Source organism: Actinomadura coerulea, from assembly GCF_014208105.1.
Classification (GTDB): domain Bacteria; phylum Actinomycetota; class Actinomycetes; order Streptosporangiales; family Streptosporangiaceae; genus Spirillospora; species Spirillospora coerulea.
Map to the genome: position 1 here is coordinate 7,738,895 of NZ_JACHMQ010000001.1, position 20,216 is coordinate 7,759,110.

Below are 20,216 nucleotides of genomic sequence, written 5' to 3' on the forward strand. Positions count from 1 at the left end.
AACGGGCCGAATACGCGCGAAAGCTTACAGAGATGCGTGGGGCGAGAAAAGGGATTCGTTGCGTCCCGCTTGACCTCGACCTCGCTTGAGGTACCAGGCTCCTGGTGAACGCGCTGATGGGAGGAGCCGGACATGCGTGCTGTGTGGTTGAGGAAGTTCGGCGGGCCGGAGGTCCTGGTCGCGGGCGACGCGCCCGATCCGGTGCCGGGCGAGGGCCGGGCGCTGGTCGAGGTCGAGTTCGCCAACATCACGTTCGTCGAGACGCAGATGCGGTCGGGCACCGGGCCGTCGCCGGCGCGGTGGGAGCCGCCGGTGATTCCGGGCAACGGCGTCGGCGGCGTGGTCGCGGCGGTCGGGGACGGGGTGGACGGGGCACTCGTCGGCCGGCGGGTCGTCAGCAGCACCGGAGGCACCGGCGGTTACGCGGAGAAGGCCGCCGTGGACGCCAGGGGCCTGTTCGAGGTGCCGGACGGTCTGGCGCTCGACGACGCGGTGGCCCTGCTCGCCGACGGGCGCACGGCGGCGATGATGACGCGCGCGGCCCGGATCCGCGAAGGCGAACGCGTCCTGGTGGAGGCGGCGGCCGGCGGGGTCGGGACGCTGCTCGTCCAGCTCGCCAAGGCGCGGGGGGCGGCGGTCGTCGCGGCCGCGAGGGGCGCGCGGAAGACGGAGCTGGCCGTGCGGCTGGGGGCGGACGAGGCCGTCGACTACGGCGAGCCGGGCTGGGCGGAGAAGGCCGGGCAGGTGGACGTGGTGTTCGACGGGGTCGGCGGGGACGTGGCCCGGGAGGCGTTCGGCCTGCTGAGGAAGGGCGGGCGGATGGTCAGCTTCGGGCTCGCGAGCGGGGAGTGGGCGAGCATCCCCGAGGAGGACGCGAAGGAGCGGGGCGCCGCGCTCGTCCGGCCCGCGGCCACGCCCGAGGAGCTGCGGGAGTTCACGGAGCACGCGTTGCGCGAGGCGGCGGCCGGACGGCTCAAGCCGGTGGTCGGGCAGCGCTTCCCGCTCGACCGCGCGGCCGGCGCGCACGCCGCGATCGAGTCGCGCGCGACGGTCGGCAAGACCCTCCTGGAGGTCAGCCGACCGTCTTGAGGAACGCGAGCAGCGAGCGCTCGTAGGCGGCCGGGTCGACGTTCCACGACTCGGTGTGGTCGCCCGGCGTGGGGACGTGGGTGACCGTGCCGGGCGGCGCCTTCCTGGCGAAGGCGAAGGCGGGGCCGTTGGCGACGGTGGAGTCGTCCTCGGTGGTGAACATGAGGACGGGCGTACGCAGGTGGGGTGCGAACCGGCGCATGTCGAAGTCGGTCAGGTCGATGCCGATGCGCCACTGAAGGACGCGCTTGGCGATGCCCGTCATGAAGCCGGGCAGGTGGCGGGCGTCGCCCTGCTTGTCCAAGGTGGCGTTCCAGTCGAGGACGGGGGAGTCGAGCACGACCCCCCGCACGAACGACGGATCCCGCTGCAACGTCGTCATCGCCATCGCGCCGCCCATCGACCACCCGTACAGGACGACGCCCGTCGCGCCGTGCGCGCGTGCGTAGCCGATGGCGGAGACGACGTCGTGCCACTCTTTGTCGCCCAGATGGTTGCGGCGGTCCTGCGACGGGGGCGCGCCCACGTCGTTGCGGTAGGCGATGGACAGCATCGGCATGCCCAGCGCGTGGACGGTGCGCATGACGCGGAACGTCTCGGCCTTGTCGGCGTTGCGCCCGTGGACGCCGATGACCCAGGTGCGCTTGTCGGACGTCCCAGGGACGAGCCACGCCGGCATGGGCCCGACCTCGGACGGATACGTGACGTCCTGGAACGGCAGCCCGAGCGCCGTCTTCGGGTCGCCGTCGTACATCCAGTGGTCGATCATCGCGGGGGCGTCCTTGACCAGGGCGCCCTCCACGGGCGACACCTTCCGGACGACGTGCCTGTCGTTCCCGCCGACGACGGGCCCGAGCAGGGCGCGCCCGCCCTTCCAGACGAGGGCCCAGGCGCCGGGGCGCTCCGTCCCCGGCTCGCGGGGCAGCGTGACGGTGCCGTCGCCCGCGTCCTCGATGGTCAGCGGGTACTCGGCGGAGTGGTCGACCTCGATGGCGACGCCGGCGAAGTACCAGCCGACCCCGCCGACCAGCGCGCACAGCAGCGCGGTGATGGTGACGACCGCCGACATCAGTGGGCGGGCGCGGCGGCGGCGCCGGGGGCGGGGCGGGCCGGGGGACGCCGGGACGGACGACGCTGGTGCGGCAGTGGACACGACATACGAAAGTAGCCTCCCGCGAGCGTCGCCAGTGCCCGGGGCGGCGCGCAATACATCGACCGGTGCGGTTAACCTGCCGATCAGGTGCCATAGGGGGAGCCATCGGGACGGAGGGACGCGCGGTGACGGGCCAGGACGACCGCGTCGCGGAGCTCGAGGGCCGGGTCGCCGACCACGCCCGGCGGCTGGCCCCACCCGGCTGGCGGCGCCTCGACCTGCACTGCGCCGCGACGGTCGCCGACCACGTCGTCGCGCTGGCGGTGCTGACGGGCGAGGGCCGGATGGACATGTCCGGGGACGTCCCGGACGAGCTGGCGGGCCTGCTGATGGACCTGCGCCGCGTCCAGTACCGGCCCGAGCGGGGCACCTGGTTCTCGATGGTCATGATCATCGAGCCGGGTTCGGTGTGCCCGCTCTACAACCGCGAGTTCGACCCGCTGTGGGACCCGCCGCTCCCGGCGGAGTCCTGGCGGCGCGACCAGATCGTCATGCCGAGGGACGGCGGCGCCATGCCGGGCTGGCTGCGCGACCGGATGGACGGCCGCGAGCCCGCCGCACCGCCCGCGCCCGACCCGGGGCCGATGGACCCGGCCGAGCAGGAGGAGCTGCTGTCCGACCGGTTCCCCGCCCTGATCGCCTCCCACGCGCCCGGGCTGTGGGAGCGGATCTCCGGGCACTACCAGGCGGCCGGGGGGCGTGCCGGGATGTCAGCCCTGACGTGCCGCCAGGCCACCGGCGCACAGCCGTCCTTGACGGCGCCCGCCGAGGCCGCCGCACTGCTCGACCGGCTCCGCGCCGGGACGCGGGCGTTCCACGGCTCCACCTGGTCCCGGATCGACTTCGAGGTCGTGTACGAGGACGGGGCCGTCCGCTGCCGCGCGGGCTTCACCCACGACGGCGAGCCGCCGCCCCGGCCCGCGGCGGTGGTCGAAACGCCGCCGCCGTCCCGGCCGGGGCTGCGCCGGGCCAGGATCTTCGACCACGCGGGCCCGGACGGGAGCCGTCCCGCCGTGTCGCGCCCGCCCGTCCCGACGGAGGAGGCCGGCCGCGTGGCCGGGTACCTGCGGCGGGCCCCGACCGTCATGGCCGCGCGCTCGAACGCCCCCGACCGGCTCGACCCGTCGCGCGGCGCGGCGGTGCCGCTGACCTTCCACACCGACGGGACGTGGGTGTGGTCGAGCGCGGTGGCCTACTACCTGAGCGAGCACGGCGTCCCGCCGGAGCCCGAGCTCGTCGCGCACATCAGGGCCAACGGGTTCCGCGTCCCCGACGTCGACGACGACACCATGAACGCGGCGAACGCCGCCGTCACCGGGGGCGCCGCGCCCGAACGCGTCCCGGAGGAGCCCGACTGGGCGGGGACGCTCCAGCACCGGCTCGACCAGCTCCGCGTCGACCGCGCCGCCTACCGCGTCAACGACGTGGCCGAGGGCGTCTGGTGCCTGACGTCCCTGCCGGGCCGCTGGTCGGTCTTCCAGATGCGCGACGGCGAGCGCCGCAAGGAGGCCGTCTTCGACGACCCGGAGCAGGCGTCGGCGCACCTTCTCGGACGGCTGCTGCTCGACCCGCGCCACACTGCCGGGGACGGGCCGTTCGCGCCGCTGAAGGGAGAGCCGCCGCTCTCGCTCCTGCGCGACCGCCACGTCATGGAGCTGGCGGCGGGAACGGAGGTGGACCGCTACGGCGCCCCGGACGGCAACGTGACGTACGCGGCGCGCACGCCGTATCCGCAGCGGTCGCTGCCGCCCGAGTGGCGCGGCCGCCCGTACCGCGTCTACCGGTTGCAGCGGCCCATGGAGACCCTGACCGGGACGGCCGTGCCGTGGTTCGGGCAGCCGGGCGGCGGGACGGCGCACGTGTTCCGGCGGCCGGTGGCCGACCTGGTCGCCGACGGCAGCCTCGTCGAGGTGACGGGCGGCTGACCCGGCGGCGGTTCAGGCCTGGCCGATGGCGGAGACCAGCCCGAGCGCCAGCACCAGGTCGAGGTGGATGAACGTCTCCAGCTTCGCGCCCGGCGGGACGTCCGGGTCGGCGGCGAGCCGGTCCAGGACGGCGAGCGCGGCGGGGCTGCCGAGGTCGTCGGCCAGGGCGGCCTCGGCCTCGGCCGCGTACCCGCGGTTCATCGGGCGGCCCGGGGACGTCGCCCACTCGGCGACCTCGCCGCGCCACGCGTCGAGCCGCTCCGCCGCCGCCGACAGCCTCCGCGCCGACAGCTCCAGTGGCTCCCGGTAAGGGACCTCCAGCATCGCCAGGCGGGCGGTCAGCGGGTCGGGCGACGTTCCGGTCTCCTGCGGGACCGCCAGGCACAGCGCGTCCCTGTCGGCCGTCTCAGCAACGTAGACGTCGGCGTCCGGGAGGACGTCGTCCACCACCTCGAACGGCTGGACGTTGTAGTCGTCCAGACCCGTCGCGGCGCCCGGCGTGCTCGCGACCAGGACGCGGTGCCCGGCCCGTTCGGCGACCCGCCGCAGCAGGTCGGCGACGACCGCGCGGCGGTACGCGCCGTCCACCACCTGGACGCGCAGCCCGCGCCCGGCGGGCAGCGCCTCCGTCCGTCCCGTCCGATGGTCGTGGAGCCGCAGCATGCCTCCCACCCTAGGCGGCGCCTACAGCGGGAGGTCGGCGGCCATCGGCCCGAACGGCGTCGGCGCGGCGCCGTCCGACCGGCGGACGGCCGCGAACCGCAGCCGGACGTAGTCGGCGACCCATCCCGACTCGCGGCGCAGCGCGGGCGCGGCGAGGTCGTTCACCCGGTCGAGCAGCGGGTCGACCAGCTCCGGCGGGACGTCGGCCAGCGCGCGGGAGGCGTACGCGCGGACCCAGTCGGCGGCGCCGCCCGGGCCCTCGGTCATCCGGGTCGGGCGGTCGGCGTGCTCCAGCAGCCGCAGCGTGAACCCGGCCTCCTCCAGCTTGGTCGCGTACGCGGCCGGCGACGGGAAGTACCAGGGCAGCTCGGGCTCGCCGAGGCCGAACACCCGCCACGCCGTCTGCATCGCGACGATCAGCTCCGCGCAGTTGCCCGCGCCGCCGAGCTCGCCGACGAACCGGCCGCCGGGGCGCAGCGCCGCGTGCACGCGCCCGATCACCGCGTCGGGGTCGCGGGTCATCCAGTGCAGGGCGGCGTTCGAGGCGACCGCGTCGAAGGACTCGCCTACGGTGAAGTCATGGGCGTCGCCGACGACGAACGACAGCCCCGGGTGCATCGCGGTCGCCTGCGCGACCATCTCGGGGCTGCCGTCGATGCCCAGCACCTCGGCGCCCCGCTCGGCGATCTCCGCGCTGAACGAGCCCGTGCCGCACCCGAGATCGATGACCCTCTCGCCGGGCTGCGGATCGAGCAGATCGACGAGGGGCGCACCGTGCGCGGACACATACCCGAAGGCGGAGTCGTACGTCGTCACGGCCCAGTTCACTGTCATAATTTATCGGACATCGCCCGATGGTGAGGTGGGGATGCCGTGGCGGACGTCACGTCCGAGATCCGCGTCGTCGGGGCCGAGGGGCCCGGCGGCCTGACCCTGCGCACCTCCGGGCTGTCCGCCAGGGGCCTCCCGGAACTGCGCGCCGACGGGCTCCCGCCCTATCTGGGGCAGGGCTGGGCGCGCGTCCTCGCCGCGCTCGCGCGGCGCCTCGCCGCCACGGGGGAGATCCCCGACGAGCTCGCCCCCGGCGTGGAGATCCGTCTCACACCCGCGGACGGCGGCACGCTGGCCCCCGTCCCGCCGCCGGGACGCGACCTCGCCGAGTGGCGCCGGGACGTCCTGCTCCGGATGTTCCCCGAAGCCCGCGCCTGACGGGCCCCTTCCTAGAATCGGATTCTGACAGCCGGGCTGGAGAAGGGTGCGCAGGGTGCCGTACGCAGAGATCGAGTACGAGGTTCGGGACGGGATCGCCACCGTCACGCTCAACCGTCCGCGGAAGATGAACGCCTATACGTTCGTCATGCGGGGCGAGATGCTCGACGTCTTCGACCGGATCGACGCCGACGACGACGTGCGCGCGGTCGTGGTGACCGGCGCGGGACGCGCGTTCTGCGCGGGCGCCGACCTGAGCGGCGGCGGCGACACCTTCGACAAGGACAAGTCCAGGGACATGTACGCGGGGGAGGACGACGTCCTGGAGGACGGCACCCCGCGCGACGGCGGCGGGACGGTCGCGCTCCGCATCGCCCGCTGCCTCAAGCCCGTCATCGGCGCGTTCAACGGCGCGGCGGTCGGCGTGGGCGTCACCATGACCCTCCCAATGGACGTCAGGCTCGCCAGCGAGAAGGCCAGGTTCGGGTTCGTGTTCGCGCGGCGCGGGATCGTGACCGAGGCCGCCTCCAGCTGGTTCCTGCCGCGCCTGGTCGGCATCGCGCAGGCCATGGAGTGGGCCGCCACCGGCCGGATCTTCGACGCGGAGGAGGCCCTCGCGGGCCGCCTCGTCTCCCGCGTGTACGCGCCCGACGACCTCCTCCCGGCCGCGTACGCGCTCGCGCGCGAGATCGCGGGCAACACCTCCGCCGTCTCCGTCGCGGCGATCCGCCGCCTCATGTGGTCGGGCCTGTCCGCGCCGTCCCCGTGGGACGCGCACATCGCCGACTCCCGCCTCATGGCCTCGCTCGGCGGCGCCGCCGACGCGGTCGAGGGCGTCTCGTCCTTCCTGGAGAAGCGCGACGCCGCCTTCCCGCTGCGCGTCAGCAAGGACCTGCCGCCCGAAGTCCCCGACTGGCCCGTCCGCTGAGGGCGGCCCTCGCGGAGGAGCGCGAGGAGGCCGTCAGGACGCCCCCCGGCCGATGGCCGCCTTCGGCCACCGAGGTGCCTGCCGCGCGGCGGCGAGGGGGCGTCCGCACCCGGCCCCGCCCCGGTGACATGCGGGCAAAGCGGGCTGTCGCATGATGGAGGAATCCCCCGGTGCGTCCCAAGGACGATCTTGATTTTCCGGACCATCGGGAAGCGTGTCTCATCGGTTACGGAGGGTATTAAGCCGCCCGAGGCGACATGTTACGGGGGTGCCTGGTGCGGATTAGGAATTGTGCCGTCATCGGTGCCGGAATCCTGCTCGCCGCCGGATGCAGCCACGCGGAGCGGCAGGCGCGGACCGCCGGCGAGCACGGCGTCGTCAAGGGCAGGGCCACGGCGACGCGGTCACCGAGCCCGACCCCGCCGCCGCCCAGGAAGATCGACTGCGACCGGGTGAAGTGCGTCGCGCTGACGTTCGACGACGGCCCCGGCCCCTACACGGCGCGGCTGCTCGACACGCTGAAGAAGAACGGCGCGCGCGCCACATTCTTCATGCTCGGCGAGAACGTCGGCGCCCACCGCGATCTCGTGCGCAGAATGGCCCTGGAAGGCCAGGAGGTCGCCAACCACTCCTGGTCGCATCCGGACCTGACGACCCTGTCGTCCAGCGAGGTGCGGTCCCAGATCCAGCGCACCCAGAAGGCCGTCAAGGACGCCTCCGGCATCACGCCCACTCTGGTCCGGCCGCCCTACGGGTCCACGAACAAGCGCGTCGAGCACGCGATCGGGATGCCGCTGGTCCTCTGGAGCGTCGACACGCTCGACTGGCGGTACCGCGACGTCGCCCGCGACACGCGCGTCGGGGTCAACGAGCCGAAGAGCGGCGGCATCGTCCTGTTCCACGACATCCACAAGCCGAGCGTCGACTCCATCCCCAAGGTCGTGGACGGACTGCGCAAACGCGGGTTCACGTTCGTGACCGTCTCGGAGCTGTTCACCGGACGGCGGCTCGCGCCGGGCGCGTCCTACAACGAAAGGACGGCGCCGCCGGTGCAGGTCACCGCGAGCCCGCCGGCCGGCGGCTCGTCCACGGGCCCGCCGGCCGCGAGCAAGCCCCCCACCGCCCCGGCCCCCACGGGCTCGGCGCCCGGCGCTCCGGCGCCCGACGCCTCGGCGTCCAGGGCCCCGGTGCCCGGGAGCCCGGCGCCCAGCGGTCCGACCCCGAGCGGGCCCGCGCCCAGCGGCCTGGCGCCCGCTCCGCCCCTCCCGGTGAGCCCTCGCTAACCGTCCTCGGGCTCCTCCCGGCGGGGACGCCGCCGGGGCGGGGGCTGCGGCGGGACGACCTTCGCGGCGACCATGGCCGCCTCCGGCACCTCGACGAGTTCGCCGGTGCGGCGGCGCACCGCGAGCGTCCCGCCGGACCATGATTCGAGTACGCCCACGACGTCGCTGTACTCTCCCGTAGGCAGACGGCGGCGCAGCGAGATCCGCTGGCCCACGTCCGCGCCACTGATGGCCACCACCAGGCGTGCGGCGAAGCGGCCGGACATGTAGGGACCCCCATGTCGAATCGACGGCGGCGGGGTGGCCATACTATTCACAGCGAGCTTGCGGTGAGCCGTGACGTGCGGCGGGGCCGGAAATCCGAGAGGAGTCACTGACGTGACCTACGTCATTGCGCAGCCCTGCGTGGACCTGCTCGACAAGGCATGCATCGAGGAGTGCCCGGTCGACTGCATCTACGAGGGGAAGCGTCAGCTCTACATCCACCCGGACGAGTGCGTCGACTGCGGTGCGTGCGAGCCGGTCTGCCCTGTCGAAGCCATCTACTACGAGGACGACGTCCCCGAGCAGTGGAAGGACTTCTACAAGGTCAACGTGGAGTTCTTCGACGACCTCGGCTCGCCCGGCGGCGCGTCCAAGGTCGGGAAGATCGACAAGGACCACCCGATCGTCGCCGCGCTGCCCCCGCAGAGCCAGGACGACTGATCTCGGGCGGGTCCGGAGCGCTCCGCACGGGCGCGCTCCGGGGCCCGCCGTTGCCGTGAACCGGGCCGTGGTCGGGGACGACCGCGGCCCGGTGGTTTCTCCAAGGAGGTATGGGCGTTGTTCACGCTGCCGGACTTTCCGTGGGATCGGCTCGCGCCGTACAAGGAGCGCGCGCTGGCGCACCCGGACGGCATCGTCGACCTTTCGGTCGGAACGCCCGTGGACCCGACGCCCGAGCCCGTCAGGAAGGCCCTCGCCGCCGCGTCCGACGCGCCCGGCTACCCGCAGACGTACGGGACGCCGGAGCTGCGCGAGGCGGTCGCGGGATGGCTGCGGCGCCGCGCGGGTGTGACGGGCGCCGACCCGGACGCGGTGCTCCCCGTCATCGGCACCAAGGAGCTCGTCGCCTGGCTGCCGACGCTGCTCGGCGCCGGCCCCGGCGACAAGGTCGTCTTCCCCGCACTGGCCTACCCGACCTACGACGTGGGGGTCCGGCTCGCCGGCGCCGACCCCGTCGCGACCGACGGCACGCTCGCGCTCGGCCCGGTCTCCCCGAAGATCGTGTGGGTGAACTCGCCGTCCAACCCGACCGGCAAGGTGCTGCCCGCCGAGCACCTGCGCAAGGTCGTGGCGTGGGCGCGCGGCCGCGGCGCGGTCGTCGTCAGCGACGAGTGCTACCTGGAGTTCGGCTGGGACGGGGACAACCCGCCGATCTCGATCCTGCACCCGGACGTCTGCGAGGGCTCCCACGCGGGGCTGCTCGCGCTGAACTCGCTGTCCAAGCGCTCCAACATGGCGGGCTACCGCGCCGGGTTCATCACCGGCGACCTCGCGCTGGTGAGGCGGCTGCTGGAGGTCCGCAAGCACGCCGGGATGATCGTCCCCGCGCCGGTGCAGGCCGCGATGACCGTGGCCTACGGCGACGACGCCCACGTCGACGAGCAGCGGGCCCGGTACGCGCGGCGCCGCGCCGCGCTGCGCGAGGCGTTCGAGAGGCACGGCTTCCGCATCGAGCACTCCGAGGCGTCCCTGTACCTGTGGGCCACGCGGGACGAGCCCTGCTGGGACACCGTCGCCCACCTGGCGTCCCTCGGCATCCTGGTCGGCCCCGGCGAGTTCTACGGCCAAGGCGGCGCCAGGCACGTCCGAATAGCCTTCACAGCCACGGACGCACGCGTAGCCGCCGCCACAACCCGCCTCTGACCCGTCCGTCGACTTGCGGCGTGTTGCCCTTAACCAACCCCTCACAAGGGCAACACGCCGCAAGTCGACGTGGTCCCCGCGGGGTGGGGGCGGGAGATTTCGGGTTAGCGGGCGAAACCGCGCCTTCGTTTGATACGTCTGATCGCGGTATGGGCTGGACAGGCCACAGTCGGTAGGATCCGCAGGTCTGCCCCCCTTGAACGGACGAAATGATGGAGGTGCCGTGGGCAAAGCGGCGATAGTGGTCCTGCTGGCACTGATCCTGATCGCCTTGGTCGTGCTCATCGTCGTCCTGTCGCGGCGACGCTCGGGCGCGCCGGCGCCCGCGCCCGCCCCGGCCGTCCCGCGCGACCCGTTCGCCGCCGAGGACCAGGTGGCCGGCGACCCGCGCACGCTCAAGGCCGGCGACATGGTGGAGTACCTCGGCACCCGCTACTTCGTCCGCGGCTCGCTGCGGCTGAAGGAAGGCGGCTTCACCTGGAGCGAGCACCTCCTGGACGCGGACACGATCGAGGGCACCAAGGTGTGGATCTCCGTCGAGGAGGACCCCGACCTCGAGGTCGTCTGGTGGACTGAGCACGAGATCGGCGACCTGCGGCCGGGGGAGAAGAGCCTCGTCGTGGACGGCGTCGAGTACCGGCGCGACGAGCACGGCACCGCCGACTACACCAGCGAGGGCACGACGGGCGTCGGTGTGCAGGGCCGCGTCGAGTACGTCGACTACGAGGGCCCGCGCGGCAGGTACCTGTCGTTCGAGCAGTACGGCGGCGGCCAGTGGGAGGCGGGCCTCGGCGAGCGCGTCCCGACGGGATCGATGACGATCTACCCGGGCGGTAGCTGACCTTGCAGGCCACCCTCGACACCCCCTACGCGGACGCCCGCGCCGACGGGCTCTCGTTCGCGCTCGGCCTGCCGCCGATGGACGCGCTCGCCGTCCTGCCGGTGGAGCGCGCGGGCCTGACCGTGGAGCTGCGCCTGCTCGGCGCGTCCCACCAGGTCATCGCCGGGCCGCTGAGCGAGACGGTGGCGTGCCTGCCCGGACGCGCCGAGCCGCTGCCGGGGCACGCGGCGATGAGCGTGCCCGGCTGGGCGTACGACTTCGCCGCGACGACCGCGGCGCACAGCGACGAGACGGCGTTCGCCCGCGCCGTCGAGGCCGTGTGCGCCCGGCTCGCGGACCGCGGTGACGCGCTGACCGGGGCGTTCCCCGGATCCCCGCACGCCGTCACCGTCCTTGCCTTGGAGGACACGGCGGGGCAGGAGGCCGCGCTCGGATGGCGCACCTGGCACGCCTACCCGCAGACCCGGGAGATCGTGATGACGCGGAGCCGGCTGGTGAGACCCTCATGAACAGCAGATACCGGGTGGCGGGCGCGGTGGCCGCCGCCGTCCTGACCGCCACGGCGCTCGGCGGCTGCGGCAAGTCGCAGTCGTCCTGGATCGCCGACAAGTACACCAAGACCGGATACAACACCTACCGGTCGCCGAAGGCCCCCCAGACGGTCGCCTCGGAGATCAACCGCAAGTTCAAGCCGATCGACCGGGTGGACGACATCGCCACCATGGGCGCCAACGGCGGCATCTTCATGCGCTACCCGAAGCTCGTCGTCGGCGTCCTGCCGAACGGGGTCGGCAGCCGGATCACGGTCGACGACCCGCGCGGCGGCTACAGCCGCCACTACTCGCACGTGAGCGGGTTCTGGAGCAGCCCGGGCAGCAACGGATGGACGAGCAGGGGCGCCGCGTCGTTCCGCGGCGGCGGGCCCGGGTCGGGCAAATGACGGGGTCGGGCAGATGAGGAGCCACACATGAACGACGACATCCTTCACGAGATCGGGGCGACCTTCGCCTACGGCGCGGTCGGCATCGCCCTGATGGCGCTCGGCTACCTGGTCGTGGAGGTGACGACGCCCGGCAAGCTCGGCAAGCAGATCTGGACCGAGGGCAACCGCGGCGCCGCGCTCCTGCTGGCCGCCAAGCTCCTCGGCATCGCCGCGATCGTCACCACCGCGATCGTCACCAGCGACAGCGACCTCACCGACGGGCTGGTGGACACCGCCGTGTTCGGCGGCATCGGCATCGTGCTGATGATCGTGGCGTTCTTCCTGCTGGACGTGCTGACGCCCGGCAAGCTCGGCGCGACGCTCGTGGACACGGGCGGGACGGGCGGCGCGATCCACCCGGCGGGCTGGGTCGTCGCCGCCGCCGACCTCGGCGTCGCCGCGATCGTGGCCGGGGCGGTCTCCTGACGTCCCGCGACCTGGACCAGGCCGTCCGGCCGTCCGGCGGTCCCTCCCCGGAGCCGTCCCTTCCCGAGGGAGACGGCCCGGGGCGTCCGCGCGTCCCGGCGCGGGCGGCGCGGGCGCTGGTCCTCGCGGCCGTGTTCGCGTGCGCGGCGTGCGGCCTGGTGTACGAGCTGGCCCTGGTCGCGCTCGGCAGCTACCTCGTCGGGAACTCCGTCACGCAGGCGTCGATCGTCCTGTCGGTGATGGTGTTCGCGATGGGCGTCGGCTCACTGGCCGCCAAGCCGCTGCAGGGCCGCGCCGTGGTGGCGTTCGCGGTCGTGGAGGGCCTGCTCGCGCTGATCGGCGGCGTGTCGGTCCTCGTGCTGTACGCCGCGTTCGCCTGGCTCGACCTGTACGTCCCGGCGCTGGTGGTGGTGGCGTTCGCGGTCGGGGCGCTGATCGGCGCGGAGATCCCGCTGCTGATGACGCTCCTCCAGCGGATCCGCAAGCAGGACGCCGGGTCGGCGGTGGCCGACCTGTTCGCGGCCGACTACGTGGGGGCGCTGATCGGCGGCCTGGCGTTCCCGTTCCTGCTGCTGCCCACGTTCGGGCACATCAAGGGGGCGCTGCTCGTCGGCGTGGTGAACGCCGTCGCCGGGATGGCCGTCGTGATGTGGCTGTTCCGCCGCGAGGTCGGGCGCGCCGCCCGGATCGCGCTCGCCCTCGGCATGGTCGCCGTCCTCGCCGTCCTCGGCGGGACGTACACGCTCGCCGACGGGTTCGAGGTGTCGGCGCGGCAGGCGCTGTACGACGCCCCGATCGCGGTGGCGGAGCGCACCCGGTACCAGGAGATCGTCATCACGCGGCAGGCCGGGCTCGGCCCCTCGGACCTGCGCCTCTTCCTCAACGGCGACCTCCAGTTCTCCTCGGTGGACGAGTACCGGTACCACGAGTCGCTCGTCCACCCGCTGATGTCGGGCCCGCGCGGGCGGGTGCTGATCCTCGGCGGCGGGGACGGCCTGGCGCTGCGCGAGGTGCTGCGCTACCGGGACGTCCAGAGCGCGACGCTGGTCGAGCTGGACCCCGAGATGATCCACCTGGCCCGGACGTACAAGCCGCTGGAGTCGCTCAACCGCCGCTCGTTCGAGGACCCGCGCGCCCGGGTCGTCAACGCGGACGCGTTCTCCTGGCTGCGCGGCCTGGACCAGCGGTTCGACGCGGTCATCGTGGACATGCCCGATCCCGACGACGTGTCCACCGCCAAGCTGTACTCGGTCGAGTTCTACGGAATGGTGAAGCGGGCCCTGGCGCCGGGCGGGCGGATGGTCGTGCAGTCCGGGTCGCCCTACTTCGCGCCCAAGTCGTTCTGGAGCATCCAGAAGTCCGTCGCCGCCGCCGGTCTCGCGACCACCCCCTACCACGTGGACGTGCCGAGCTTCGGCGACTGGGGGTTCGTCCTGGCGGCCCCCGGGAAGCGGCCGCCCGCGCTGGCGCTGCCGCGCGACGTCCCGGACCTGCGCTTCCTCGACGGGGCGGTGCTCCAGGCCGCGGCGGTCTTCCCCAAGGACCGCCGGACCCGCGACGTGGAGGTCAACACCCTCGTCCACCCGCGCCTCGTCGAGTACGAGGGCCAGGAGTGGAAGAACTCCTAGCCGCCGGCCGGGCTAGTCGGGGACCGACCGGCGGAGCGTCCTGTCGACCGCCCGCTGGAACGACGTGACCAGCGACTGGATCATCAGCGGCTTCAGCTTCCCGGCCATCTCCATCAGCCGCTCGCGCTCCTGCGGGGCCCGGCCGCCCTCCCGGTAGGGGCGGACGACGGTGTCCCGGAAGACCTGCTGGAGCTCGTCGGCCAGCGCGGTCGTGTGCCGGTCCACGGCCTCGTACGAGGCGACCAGCGTGTCCAGCGGCAGCGGGAGCGCGGCCAGCTCGGCGCTGACGCCGAGCAGCGCGGGGCTGGCGACCCGCACCTCGCCCGCCGGGTCGTCGGAGATCCGCTCGACGACGCCGAGGGCCTCCAGCCGCCCGATCGTCTCGTCGTCGAGGTGCCGTCCGGCGCGGCGGTCCAGCTCGTGCCGGTCGAGATCCTCCGGGCGCTCGGGCGCCCACGGGGACAGCAGGGCGCGCTGGAGGGCGAGGTCCTCGGCCGGCGCGTCCAGCGGGATCCGCTTGAGGTGCTTCTCGATCGAGGCGAGCGTGAGCCCGAGCGACTGAAGTTCCCGGACGAGTTCGAGCCGCGCGAGGTGGTCGGCGCCGTAGAGGCCCGTCCGGCCGCGCAGCCTCGGCGGGGGCAGCAGCCCGCGCCCGGCGTAGAACCGCACGGTCCGGACGGTGACTCCGGCGCGCGAGGCCAGCTCGTCGACGGTCAGCTCCATGCCGCCTCCCTGTATGTGACAGCGCCAGTGTTACATTAATCGTGTATCAGCACCCACTTACTTGCAGTAGGGAGACCGGCGGATGGGACGCGACATCTACACCGAGGAGCACGAGGCCTTCCGCGACATGGTGCGCTCCTTCATCGCCAAGGAGATCGCCCCCCACCACGAGCAGTGGGAGAAGGACGGGATCGTCTCGCGCGAGGTCTGGCTGGCGGCGGGGCGCGCGGGCCTGCTCGGCATCGACATGCCGGAGGAGTTCGGCGGCGGCGGCGACCCCGACTACCGCTACTACGTGATCTTCAACGAGGAGCTGGCGAAGGCCGGCGTGCACGGGCCCGGCTTCGCCGTCCACAACGACATCAACGGCGGGTACCTGCGGCAGCTGTGCAGCCCCGAGCAGCAGCGGCGCTGGTTCCCCGGCTACTGCTCCGGCGAGATCGTCACCGCGATCGCGATGACCGAGCCCGCCGCCGGGTCCGACCTCCAGGGCATCAGGACCACGGCGCTGAAGGACGGCGACCACTACGTCCTGAACGGGTCCAAGACGTTCATCTCCAACGGCATCCTCGCCGACCTGGTCATCGTCGTCGCCAAGACCGACCCGTCCGCCGGGGCCAAGGGCGTCAGCCTCCTCGCCGTCGAGCGCGGCATGGAGGGCTTCGAGCGCGGACGCAACCTCGACAAGGTCGGCATGCACGCCCAGGACACCGCCGAGCTGTTCTTCGACAACGTCCGCGTCCCGAAGGAGAACCTCCTCGGCGAGGAGGGCATGGGCTTCATCTACCTCATGCAGAACCTCGCCCGCGAGCGGCTGTCCATCGGCGCCACCGCGCAGGCCGCCGCCGAGACCGCCTTCGAGCAGACCCTGGAGTACTGCAAGTCCCGCGAGGCGTTCGGCCGCCCCATCGGCAAGTTCCAGCACAACCGGTTCACGCTCGCCGAGATGAAGACCGAGCTGACCGTCGCGCGGTCCTTCACCGACGAGTGCATCGTCAAGGAGAGCCGGGGCGAGCTGACCCCCGACGAGGCCGCGATGCTCAAGTGGTGGAACACCGAGCTGCTGAAGCGCGTCGTGGACCGCTGCGTCCAGCTGCACGGCGGCTACGGCTACATGACCGAGTACCCGATCGCCAAGGCCTACCAGGACGTCCGCATCCAGACCATCTTCGGCGGCACCACCGAGATCATGAAAGAGATCATCGGCCGCGGCCTCGGCGTCTGACCCGACCGGACGTCCGAGAGGCGCCGGTCCCCACGCCCGGGGGGCGTGAGGACCGGCGACTGGCGGGACCGCCGAGGCGGTCAGCTTCCGTAGACCTCGCCATCGCCCCGAGCTGCGGCGGTGGTGCCCCGGAGGGTCCCGGGGCACCACCGGTGCGGTCAGACCCCGAAGGCGGCGGGGTACTGGATGGTGCCGGTCGGGACCGGGCGGGTGCCGTCCAGGGCCATGGCCATCATGGCCTCGTCCGGGACCTCGAAGGGCGCGCGGATGCCGAAGCGGGAGGCCGGGACGAAGCCGAACCGCGGGTAGTAGTCGGCGTGGCCGAGGACCAGGACGAGGTTCTCGCCCATGGCCCGCGCGGCGTCCAGGCCGGCGCGGATGGCGGCCGAGCCGGCGCCCGTCCGCTGGAACGACGGCAGCACGGCGCACGGAGCCAGCGTGAGCGCGGGCTCGCCATCGACGTGGCAGCGGGTGAGCAGCGCGTACCCGGCCGGGGTGCCGTCGGGGGCCATGCTGACCATGGACAGGCCGTCGATCCACGCCTTCCGGTCGGCGCGCAGGGCGTCGACGATGCCGGCCTCCTCAGCGGTGGGGAAGGCGGCCCGGACGATGTCGCGGATGGCGGCGACGTCTTCGGCGGTCTCGGAGCGAGTGGTCCAGGTGGGCATGGTGGTCCTGTTCTTGGTGGTGGCGTTGGGGGTGCCGGTGCTGTCGTTGCGGCTCATTGCTGGCGCTCCCTGAAGCGGTAGGTGGCGCGCAGGTGCCGCGTGATGTCCTTCTTGGCGGCTTCGCGGTCGGCCTGCAGCCGCGCGTCGGTACGCGAGGCGGCGTAGGCGTTCTCGCGCAGCAGCCGCTGATAGCTCTCCAGCCGCCGCTCCGGCAGCGTGCCGGCCTCGACGGCCGCCAGGACCGCGCAGCCCGGCTCGCTCACGTGCGCGCAGTCGGTGAACCGGCAGTCCTCGGCCAACTGCTGAATGTCGGCGAAGGTCTGCTCCAGCCCGCTCTGGGCGTCGTGCAGACCGATCGAACGCAGGCCTGGGGTGTCGAGCAGGACACCGCCGCCGGGCAACGGCAGCAGTTCCCTCCACGCGGTGGTGTGCCGCCCCTTGCCGTCCGTGGCGCGCACGGCTCCGGTCGCGAGGAGGGGCTTGCCCAGAAGAGCGTTACCCAGGGTGGACTTGCCCGCCCCCGAAGGGCCGAGCAGCACGACCGTGCCAGTGAGGACGGCGGTCAGAACGTCCAGGCCCTCCCCGGTCACGGCGCTGGTGACCAGCACGTCCACGCTGGGTGCCACCGCTGACACCTCGGCCTGGGCGGAGGCCGCGTCGGCGCACTCGTCGGCCTTGGTGAGCACCACGACCGGCTGCGCACCGCTCTCCCAGGCCAGGGCGAGCATCCGCTCGGTGCGGTCGTGTTTGAGCGGGGCGGCCAAAGACACGGTCACCACGACGGTGTCGACGTTCGCGGCCAGGACCTGTCCGTGCGAGGTGCGCGATGCGGTGGATCGCACCAGGGCGGTGCGCCGTTCCAGAACCGTCTGCAGGATCGCCGCATGGTCGGCGGTCCCGGGACGCAGCGCCGCCCAGTCGCCGGTGCACGGCGCCGCGAGCGGATCGCCCTGCTGGGCGGCGGGGATCTCCGCACGGACGGTCCCCGCATCGGTGACGGTCTCGCACAGGCCGCGTTCGGCCCGCACGATCCGGGCCGGGATCAGCCCGGCGGCGAGGTGAGGTGTGAAAGCGTGCTCGTACGTATCGTCCCAGCCGTAGCGCGCCAGAGGGCGCGGCTGGGTTGAGGAAGAAGAATGAGACAACGTGAAGACCCTTGAACAAGGGCCCCGATCGGCACAGAGCGCAGCCGCCCAGAAGCCGCTAAGGCTTCAAGCGGGTGGTGAACGTCAGGTCAGACCAGGGCCCGGGACGTGAGGATGGTCCTGCGGGCACTGCACACGGCAGCGACCTTCGCGGCGCTCATCAACTCACCTCCCATTCTCGTCCCGTAGCCGACACGTCGTGGTGAACGCTACCACAAAGCGATGCTCAGCCAGGCGGGCCGGGGGCCGCGACTCCCAAGGCGGCCGCCACCTCAAGTGTTCTGCGCGGCGTCGCGCACCGCTTGGCCAGTGCGGTCTGGTCGAGCCGTCCGCTACGGGCCTGGAACAGGACCGGCGCAGCCGGATGCCGTCGAATCTCGTCGGGGGTGAGCCGCGCGGAGACCCGGTGCGCCACATCCACCAGAACGGGAGCCAAGGCACGCAGCCCCGTGGCCCACTCCTCGACCGCCCGGAGCCATTCCTGCGATGCCGCGTCGGACGTTCCGGAGAACCGGGCCGCTTTCTCGCTCAACTCCGACCACGCGAAGTCACGCCACGGCTTGGTCTTCAGGACCGGCAACTGCCATTCCCGCTTGACGGCCGACCAGTGATCGGCGCGGGCCGCCACCGAGTGGACCGCGAAGCCCGGAACGCACAACGCGGTGAGGTTCCAGCCGTGGCATGCGCCGGTGTCGATCCCGAAGACCCTTCCGTCGCGGATGAGCGGCTCCCGGCCGGTGACGTGGTGGCCGAACACGACCGGTTTGTCGTCGGTGTAGCGGTCGTGCCAGTGGCCGTCCGGGAACAGCGCGGCGAGTTCCCGTTCGCCGCTGGTCGTGCCGCAGAGGATCTCCTCCCGCTGGCCGGCGGGCGGGCCACCGGGGACCAGTGCCGCATGCACGACCCGGACGTCCTCGTTCTCGAAGAAGTACGGAAGCGTCCGCATCCACTCGACCGTCTCGGCGTACCCGCCGCCCAGCTGCAGGCGCGTGATCTCCTGCGCGTAGGAGAAGATCCCGCGCACGTGCTTGCGCTCGTGGTTGCCCATGACCACGACCGAGTTCGGACGCGCGCGGAAGAACCCGACGACCTCCCCGGGAGCCGGGCCCCGGTCGACCAGGTCGCCCACGCTGACGAGGAGGTCGTCAGGGCGCAGATCTACCTTCTCCAGCAGCTCCATCAGCTCGTCGAAGCAGCCATGGATGTCGCCCACGATCACGGTGCGTCCCACCTGCCGGAGCCTAGGGAGGCGCGCGATTCACGCGCAAAGCAATATCTAGCCTGGCGCCACGATCTGCTGGACGCTCCAGCCGTTGCCGTCCGGGTCCTGGAAGAAGACGAACCGGCCCCAGGGGAACTCCTGCACCTCGCTGACCTCGACACCCCGTCCGGCGAGCTCCGCCCGGGCGGCGTCGGCGTCCGAGACGACCAGTTGCAGGCCCTGGACAGAGCCGGGCGCCGTCTCGACGATCCCCTTGCCGAAGGCGATCGAGCACGCCGACCCCGGCGGCGTCACCTGAACGAACCGGATCTCGTCGCTCACCCGGTGGTCATGGTCCAGGACGAACCCGGCCTTGTCGGTATAGAAGGCCAGCGCGCGGTCCACGTCCGAAACGGGCACCGCGACCAGCTCCAATTTGAAGTCCATGCTGTCGTTATATCGCGCCCAGAGACGGGGCCGCGTCCAGGTCCGCGTGCCGCCCCACCAGCCGTACCGCCCATGGGCTAGGGCTTCGACCACTCCCGCAGACGGACGGTCACGGTGTCTCCTTCCTGCTTGCCGATCGCCTTGCGCAGCTCCGCCTTCACCGGCAGTTTGTGGGTGCCGTCCCCCAGTGCCATGAACGAGCTCTGGAACGGATGGCCGTCGATCGTGCCCCGTACCTTCACCCGTCCACGGGTGCCGAAGAACTCGGCCGACCTGGGCCACACGAGATAGGTCCAGCCGCCTTTGCTGGGGCTCTTCTGCATACGCGCAGTGAACTGCTCGTCCATCACCGAAACCGCCCGTTCAGGAGTCCTGGATGAGAATGAGGTTGTTGCCGTCCGGGTCGCGCACGGAGAACATCGGTGGCACTCCCGCCCCCATGCGCATGACTTCCGCATCCACGTCGACGCCTCGCGCGCGCAGGGCCGTGTGGTCGGCGTCGGCGTCCGTGGTCGTCAGGCGGATACCAGCCGGGATCTCCGCGGGGACGAGCGCGATGGTCGTCGTCGCCCCTGGCGGTGCCACCTCGATCCAGCGACCGGGCCCGAAGGGGACGTCCCGGCGTATTTCGAAACCGAGCTCATCGACGTAGAACTCGGTCGCCTTCCGCTGGTCGGTGACGCGGATCCCGACCGTGGCAAGCCGGGTGATCCGGGTGGTCTCGCTCATCCCATGCCTCCGCTCTCTTGGGGTCACTGATACCGACCGGGGA

24 protein-coding genes are annotated in these 20,216 nt (G+C 72.6%); 13 read left to right on the plus strand and 11 right to left on the minus strand.

Features of this window, described 5'->3' with window-relative positions:
• Nucleotides 1–132: 132 nt before the first annotated feature.
• On the plus strand, nucleotides 133–1,089 hold the full coding sequence (locus BKA00_RS35850; RefSeq protein WP_185032685.1) for a zinc-binding dehydrogenase: 957 nt from the start codon (nucleotides 133–135) through the stop codon (nucleotides 1,087–1,089).
• Here BKA00_RS35850 and BKA00_RS40745 read toward each other — a convergent pair.
• Nucleotides 1,073–2,242: an alpha/beta fold hydrolase gene (locus BKA00_RS40745; protein ID WP_185032687.1), complete on the minus strand. Its 1,170-nt coding sequence runs from the start codon at nucleotides 2,240–2,242 to the stop codon at nucleotides 1,073–1,075. The two genes, BKA00_RS35850 and BKA00_RS40745, sit on opposite strands and share 17 nt — an antisense overlap.
• Before the next feature lie 125 nt (nucleotides 2,243–2,367).
• Between BKA00_RS40745 and BKA00_RS35860 the strand changes: the two genes are divergently transcribed.
• Nucleotides 2,368–4,167: a TNT domain-containing protein gene (locus BKA00_RS35860; protein ID WP_230299295.1), complete on the plus strand. Its 1,800-nt coding sequence runs from the start codon at nucleotides 2,368–2,370 to the stop codon at nucleotides 4,165–4,167.
• Between the two features lie 12 nt (nucleotides 4,168–4,179).
• On the opposite strand, the gene BKA00_RS35865 is transcribed toward BKA00_RS35860, so the two are convergent.
• Together BKA00_RS35865 and BKA00_RS35870 are read right to left on the minus strand one after the other, a co-directional pair.
• The gene (locus BKA00_RS35865; protein WP_185032689.1) at nucleotides 4,180–4,830 is read right to left on the minus strand and encodes a cysteine--tRNA ligase; all 651 of its coding nucleotides are present in this window, start codon (nucleotides 4,828–4,830) and stop codon (nucleotides 4,180–4,182) included.
• Nucleotides 4,831–4,851: 21 nt separating this feature from the next.
• On the minus strand, nucleotides 4,852–5,658 hold the full coding sequence (locus tag BKA00_RS35870; RefSeq protein ID WP_230299296.1) for a methyltransferase domain-containing protein: 807 nt from the start codon (nucleotides 5,656–5,658) through the stop codon (nucleotides 4,852–4,854).
• A 45-nt stretch (nucleotides 5,659–5,703) separates the two neighbouring features.
• Here BKA00_RS35870 and BKA00_RS35875 point away from each other — a divergent pair, with 45 nt between their 5' ends.
• The 3 genes from BKA00_RS35875 (at nucleotide 5,704) to BKA00_RS35885 (ending at nucleotide 8,250) form a co-directional block, all read left to right on the plus strand.
• Nucleotides 5,704–6,039, plus strand: coding sequence for a hypothetical protein (locus BKA00_RS35875; protein WP_185032693.1), 336 nt, complete (start codon nucleotides 5,704–5,706; stop codon nucleotides 6,037–6,039).
• 55 nt (nucleotides 6,040–6,094) lie between these two features.
• Nucleotides 6,095–6,967 carry a crotonase/enoyl-CoA hydratase family protein gene (locus BKA00_RS35880; RefSeq protein ID WP_185032695.1) on the plus strand — a complete coding sequence of 291 codons (873 nt, stop codon included), beginning with the start codon at nucleotides 6,095–6,097 and terminating at the stop codon, nucleotides 6,965–6,967.
• 275 nt (nucleotides 6,968–7,242) lie between these two features.
• Nucleotides 7,243–8,250 (plus strand): polysaccharide deacetylase family protein, encoded by a 1,008-nt coding sequence (locus BKA00_RS35885; RefSeq protein WP_230299297.1) that lies wholly within the window; start codon nucleotides 7,243–7,245, stop codon nucleotides 8,248–8,250.
• Here the strand turns inward: BKA00_RS35885 and BKA00_RS35890 are convergent.
• On the minus strand, nucleotides 8,247–8,516 hold the full coding sequence (locus BKA00_RS35890; protein ID WP_185032696.1) for a putative acetyltransferase: 270 nt from the start codon (nucleotides 8,514–8,516) through the stop codon (nucleotides 8,247–8,249). The genes BKA00_RS35885 and BKA00_RS35890 overlap by 4 nt on opposite strands.
• 112 nt (nucleotides 8,517–8,628) lie before the next feature.
• Between BKA00_RS35890 and fdxA the strand changes: the two genes are divergently transcribed.
• The 7 genes from fdxA to BKA00_RS35925 all read left to right on the plus strand — a co-directional run bounded on the left by fdxA (nucleotide 8,629) and on the right by BKA00_RS35925 (nucleotide 14,035).
• On the plus strand, nucleotides 8,629–8,955 hold the full coding sequence (gene fdxA, locus BKA00_RS35895; RefSeq protein WP_131759039.1) for a ferredoxin: 327 nt from the start codon (nucleotides 8,629–8,631) through the stop codon (nucleotides 8,953–8,955).
• Nucleotides 8,956–9,072: 117 nt separating this feature from the next.
• The gene (dapC, locus tag BKA00_RS35900) at nucleotides 9,073–10,158 is read left to right on the plus strand and encodes a succinyldiaminopimelate transaminase (protein ID WP_185032697.1); all 1,086 of its coding nucleotides are present in this window, start codon (nucleotides 9,073–9,075) and stop codon (nucleotides 10,156–10,158) included.
• Nucleotides 10,159–10,381: 223 nt separating this feature from the next.
• The gene (locus BKA00_RS35905) at nucleotides 10,382–10,999 is read left to right on the plus strand and encodes a DUF4178 domain-containing protein (protein ID WP_230299298.1); all 618 of its coding nucleotides are present in this window, start codon (nucleotides 10,382–10,384) and stop codon (nucleotides 10,997–10,999) included.
• A gap of 2 nt (nucleotides 11,000–11,001) precedes the next feature.
• A complete protein-coding gene (locus BKA00_RS35910) occupies nucleotides 11,002–11,508 on the plus strand; it encodes a DUF2617 family protein (protein ID WP_185032698.1) in 507 nt (168 codons plus the stop codon).
• Nucleotides 11,505–11,939 carry a DUF4247 domain-containing protein gene (locus BKA00_RS35915; protein ID WP_185032699.1) on the plus strand — a complete coding sequence of 145 codons (435 nt, stop codon included), beginning with the start codon at nucleotides 11,505–11,507 and terminating at the stop codon, nucleotides 11,937–11,939. Before BKA00_RS35910 ends, BKA00_RS35915 begins: the two co-directional genes overlap by 4 nt.
• A gap of 27 nt (nucleotides 11,940–11,966) precedes the next feature.
• Nucleotides 11,967–12,407: a DUF350 domain-containing protein gene (locus BKA00_RS35920; protein WP_185032700.1), complete on the plus strand. Its 441-nt coding sequence runs from the start codon at nucleotides 11,967–11,969 to the stop codon at nucleotides 12,405–12,407.
• 131 nt (nucleotides 12,408–12,538) lie between these two features.
• The gene (locus tag BKA00_RS35925; protein WP_420829706.1) at nucleotides 12,539–14,035 is read left to right on the plus strand and encodes a polyamine aminopropyltransferase; all 1,497 of its coding nucleotides are present in this window, start codon (nucleotides 12,539–12,541) and stop codon (nucleotides 14,033–14,035) included.
• A 12-nt stretch (nucleotides 14,036–14,047) separates the two neighbouring features.
• Here BKA00_RS35925 and BKA00_RS35930 read toward each other — a convergent pair whose 3' ends face one another.
• Nucleotides 14,048–14,758 carry a MerR family transcriptional regulator gene (locus BKA00_RS35930; protein WP_185032701.1) on the minus strand — a complete coding sequence of 237 codons (711 nt, stop codon included), beginning with the start codon at nucleotides 14,756–14,758 and terminating at the stop codon, nucleotides 14,048–14,050.
• A gap of 82 nt (nucleotides 14,759–14,840) precedes the next feature.
• Between BKA00_RS35930 and BKA00_RS35935 the strand changes: the two genes are divergently transcribed.
• The gene (locus BKA00_RS35935; RefSeq protein WP_185032702.1) at nucleotides 14,841–15,983 is read left to right on the plus strand and encodes an acyl-CoA dehydrogenase family protein; all 1,143 of its coding nucleotides are present in this window, start codon (nucleotides 14,841–14,843) and stop codon (nucleotides 15,981–15,983) included.
• Nucleotides 15,984–16,141: 158 nt separating this feature from the next.
• Here BKA00_RS35935 and BKA00_RS35940 read toward each other — a convergent pair whose 3' ends face one another.
• From BKA00_RS35940 to BKA00_RS35965, 6 genes are all read right to left on the minus strand, one after another.
• On the minus strand, nucleotides 16,142–16,651 hold the full coding sequence (locus BKA00_RS35940) for a GNAT family N-acetyltransferase (RefSeq protein WP_185035264.1): 510 nt from the start codon (nucleotides 16,649–16,651) through the stop codon (nucleotides 16,142–16,144).
• 53 nt (nucleotides 16,652–16,704) lie between these two features.
• Nucleotides 16,705–17,796: a ribosome small subunit-dependent GTPase A gene (gene rsgA, locus BKA00_RS35945; RefSeq protein ID WP_221493432.1), complete on the minus strand. Its 1,092-nt coding sequence runs from the start codon at nucleotides 17,794–17,796 to the stop codon at nucleotides 16,705–16,707.
• Between the two features lie 226 nt (nucleotides 17,797–18,022).
• Nucleotides 18,023–19,027, minus strand: coding sequence for a metallophosphoesterase family protein (locus BKA00_RS35950; protein ID WP_185032704.1), 1,005 nt, complete (start codon nucleotides 19,025–19,027; stop codon nucleotides 18,023–18,025).
• Between the two features lie 45 nt (nucleotides 19,028–19,072).
• A complete protein-coding gene (locus tag BKA00_RS35955) occupies nucleotides 19,073–19,444 on the minus strand; it encodes a glyoxalase superfamily protein (protein WP_185032706.1) in 372 nt (123 codons plus the stop codon).
• A 77-nt stretch (nucleotides 19,445–19,521) separates the two neighbouring features.
• Nucleotides 19,522–19,791: a DUF1905 domain-containing protein gene (locus tag BKA00_RS35960; protein ID WP_185032708.1), complete on the minus strand. Its 270-nt coding sequence runs from the start codon at nucleotides 19,789–19,791 to the stop codon at nucleotides 19,522–19,524.
• A gap of 16 nt (nucleotides 19,792–19,807) precedes the next feature.
• A complete protein-coding gene (locus tag BKA00_RS35965) occupies nucleotides 19,808–20,173 on the minus strand; it encodes a VOC family protein (protein ID WP_185032710.1) in 366 nt (121 codons plus the stop codon).
• Nucleotides 20,174–20,216 lie beyond the last annotated feature (43 nt).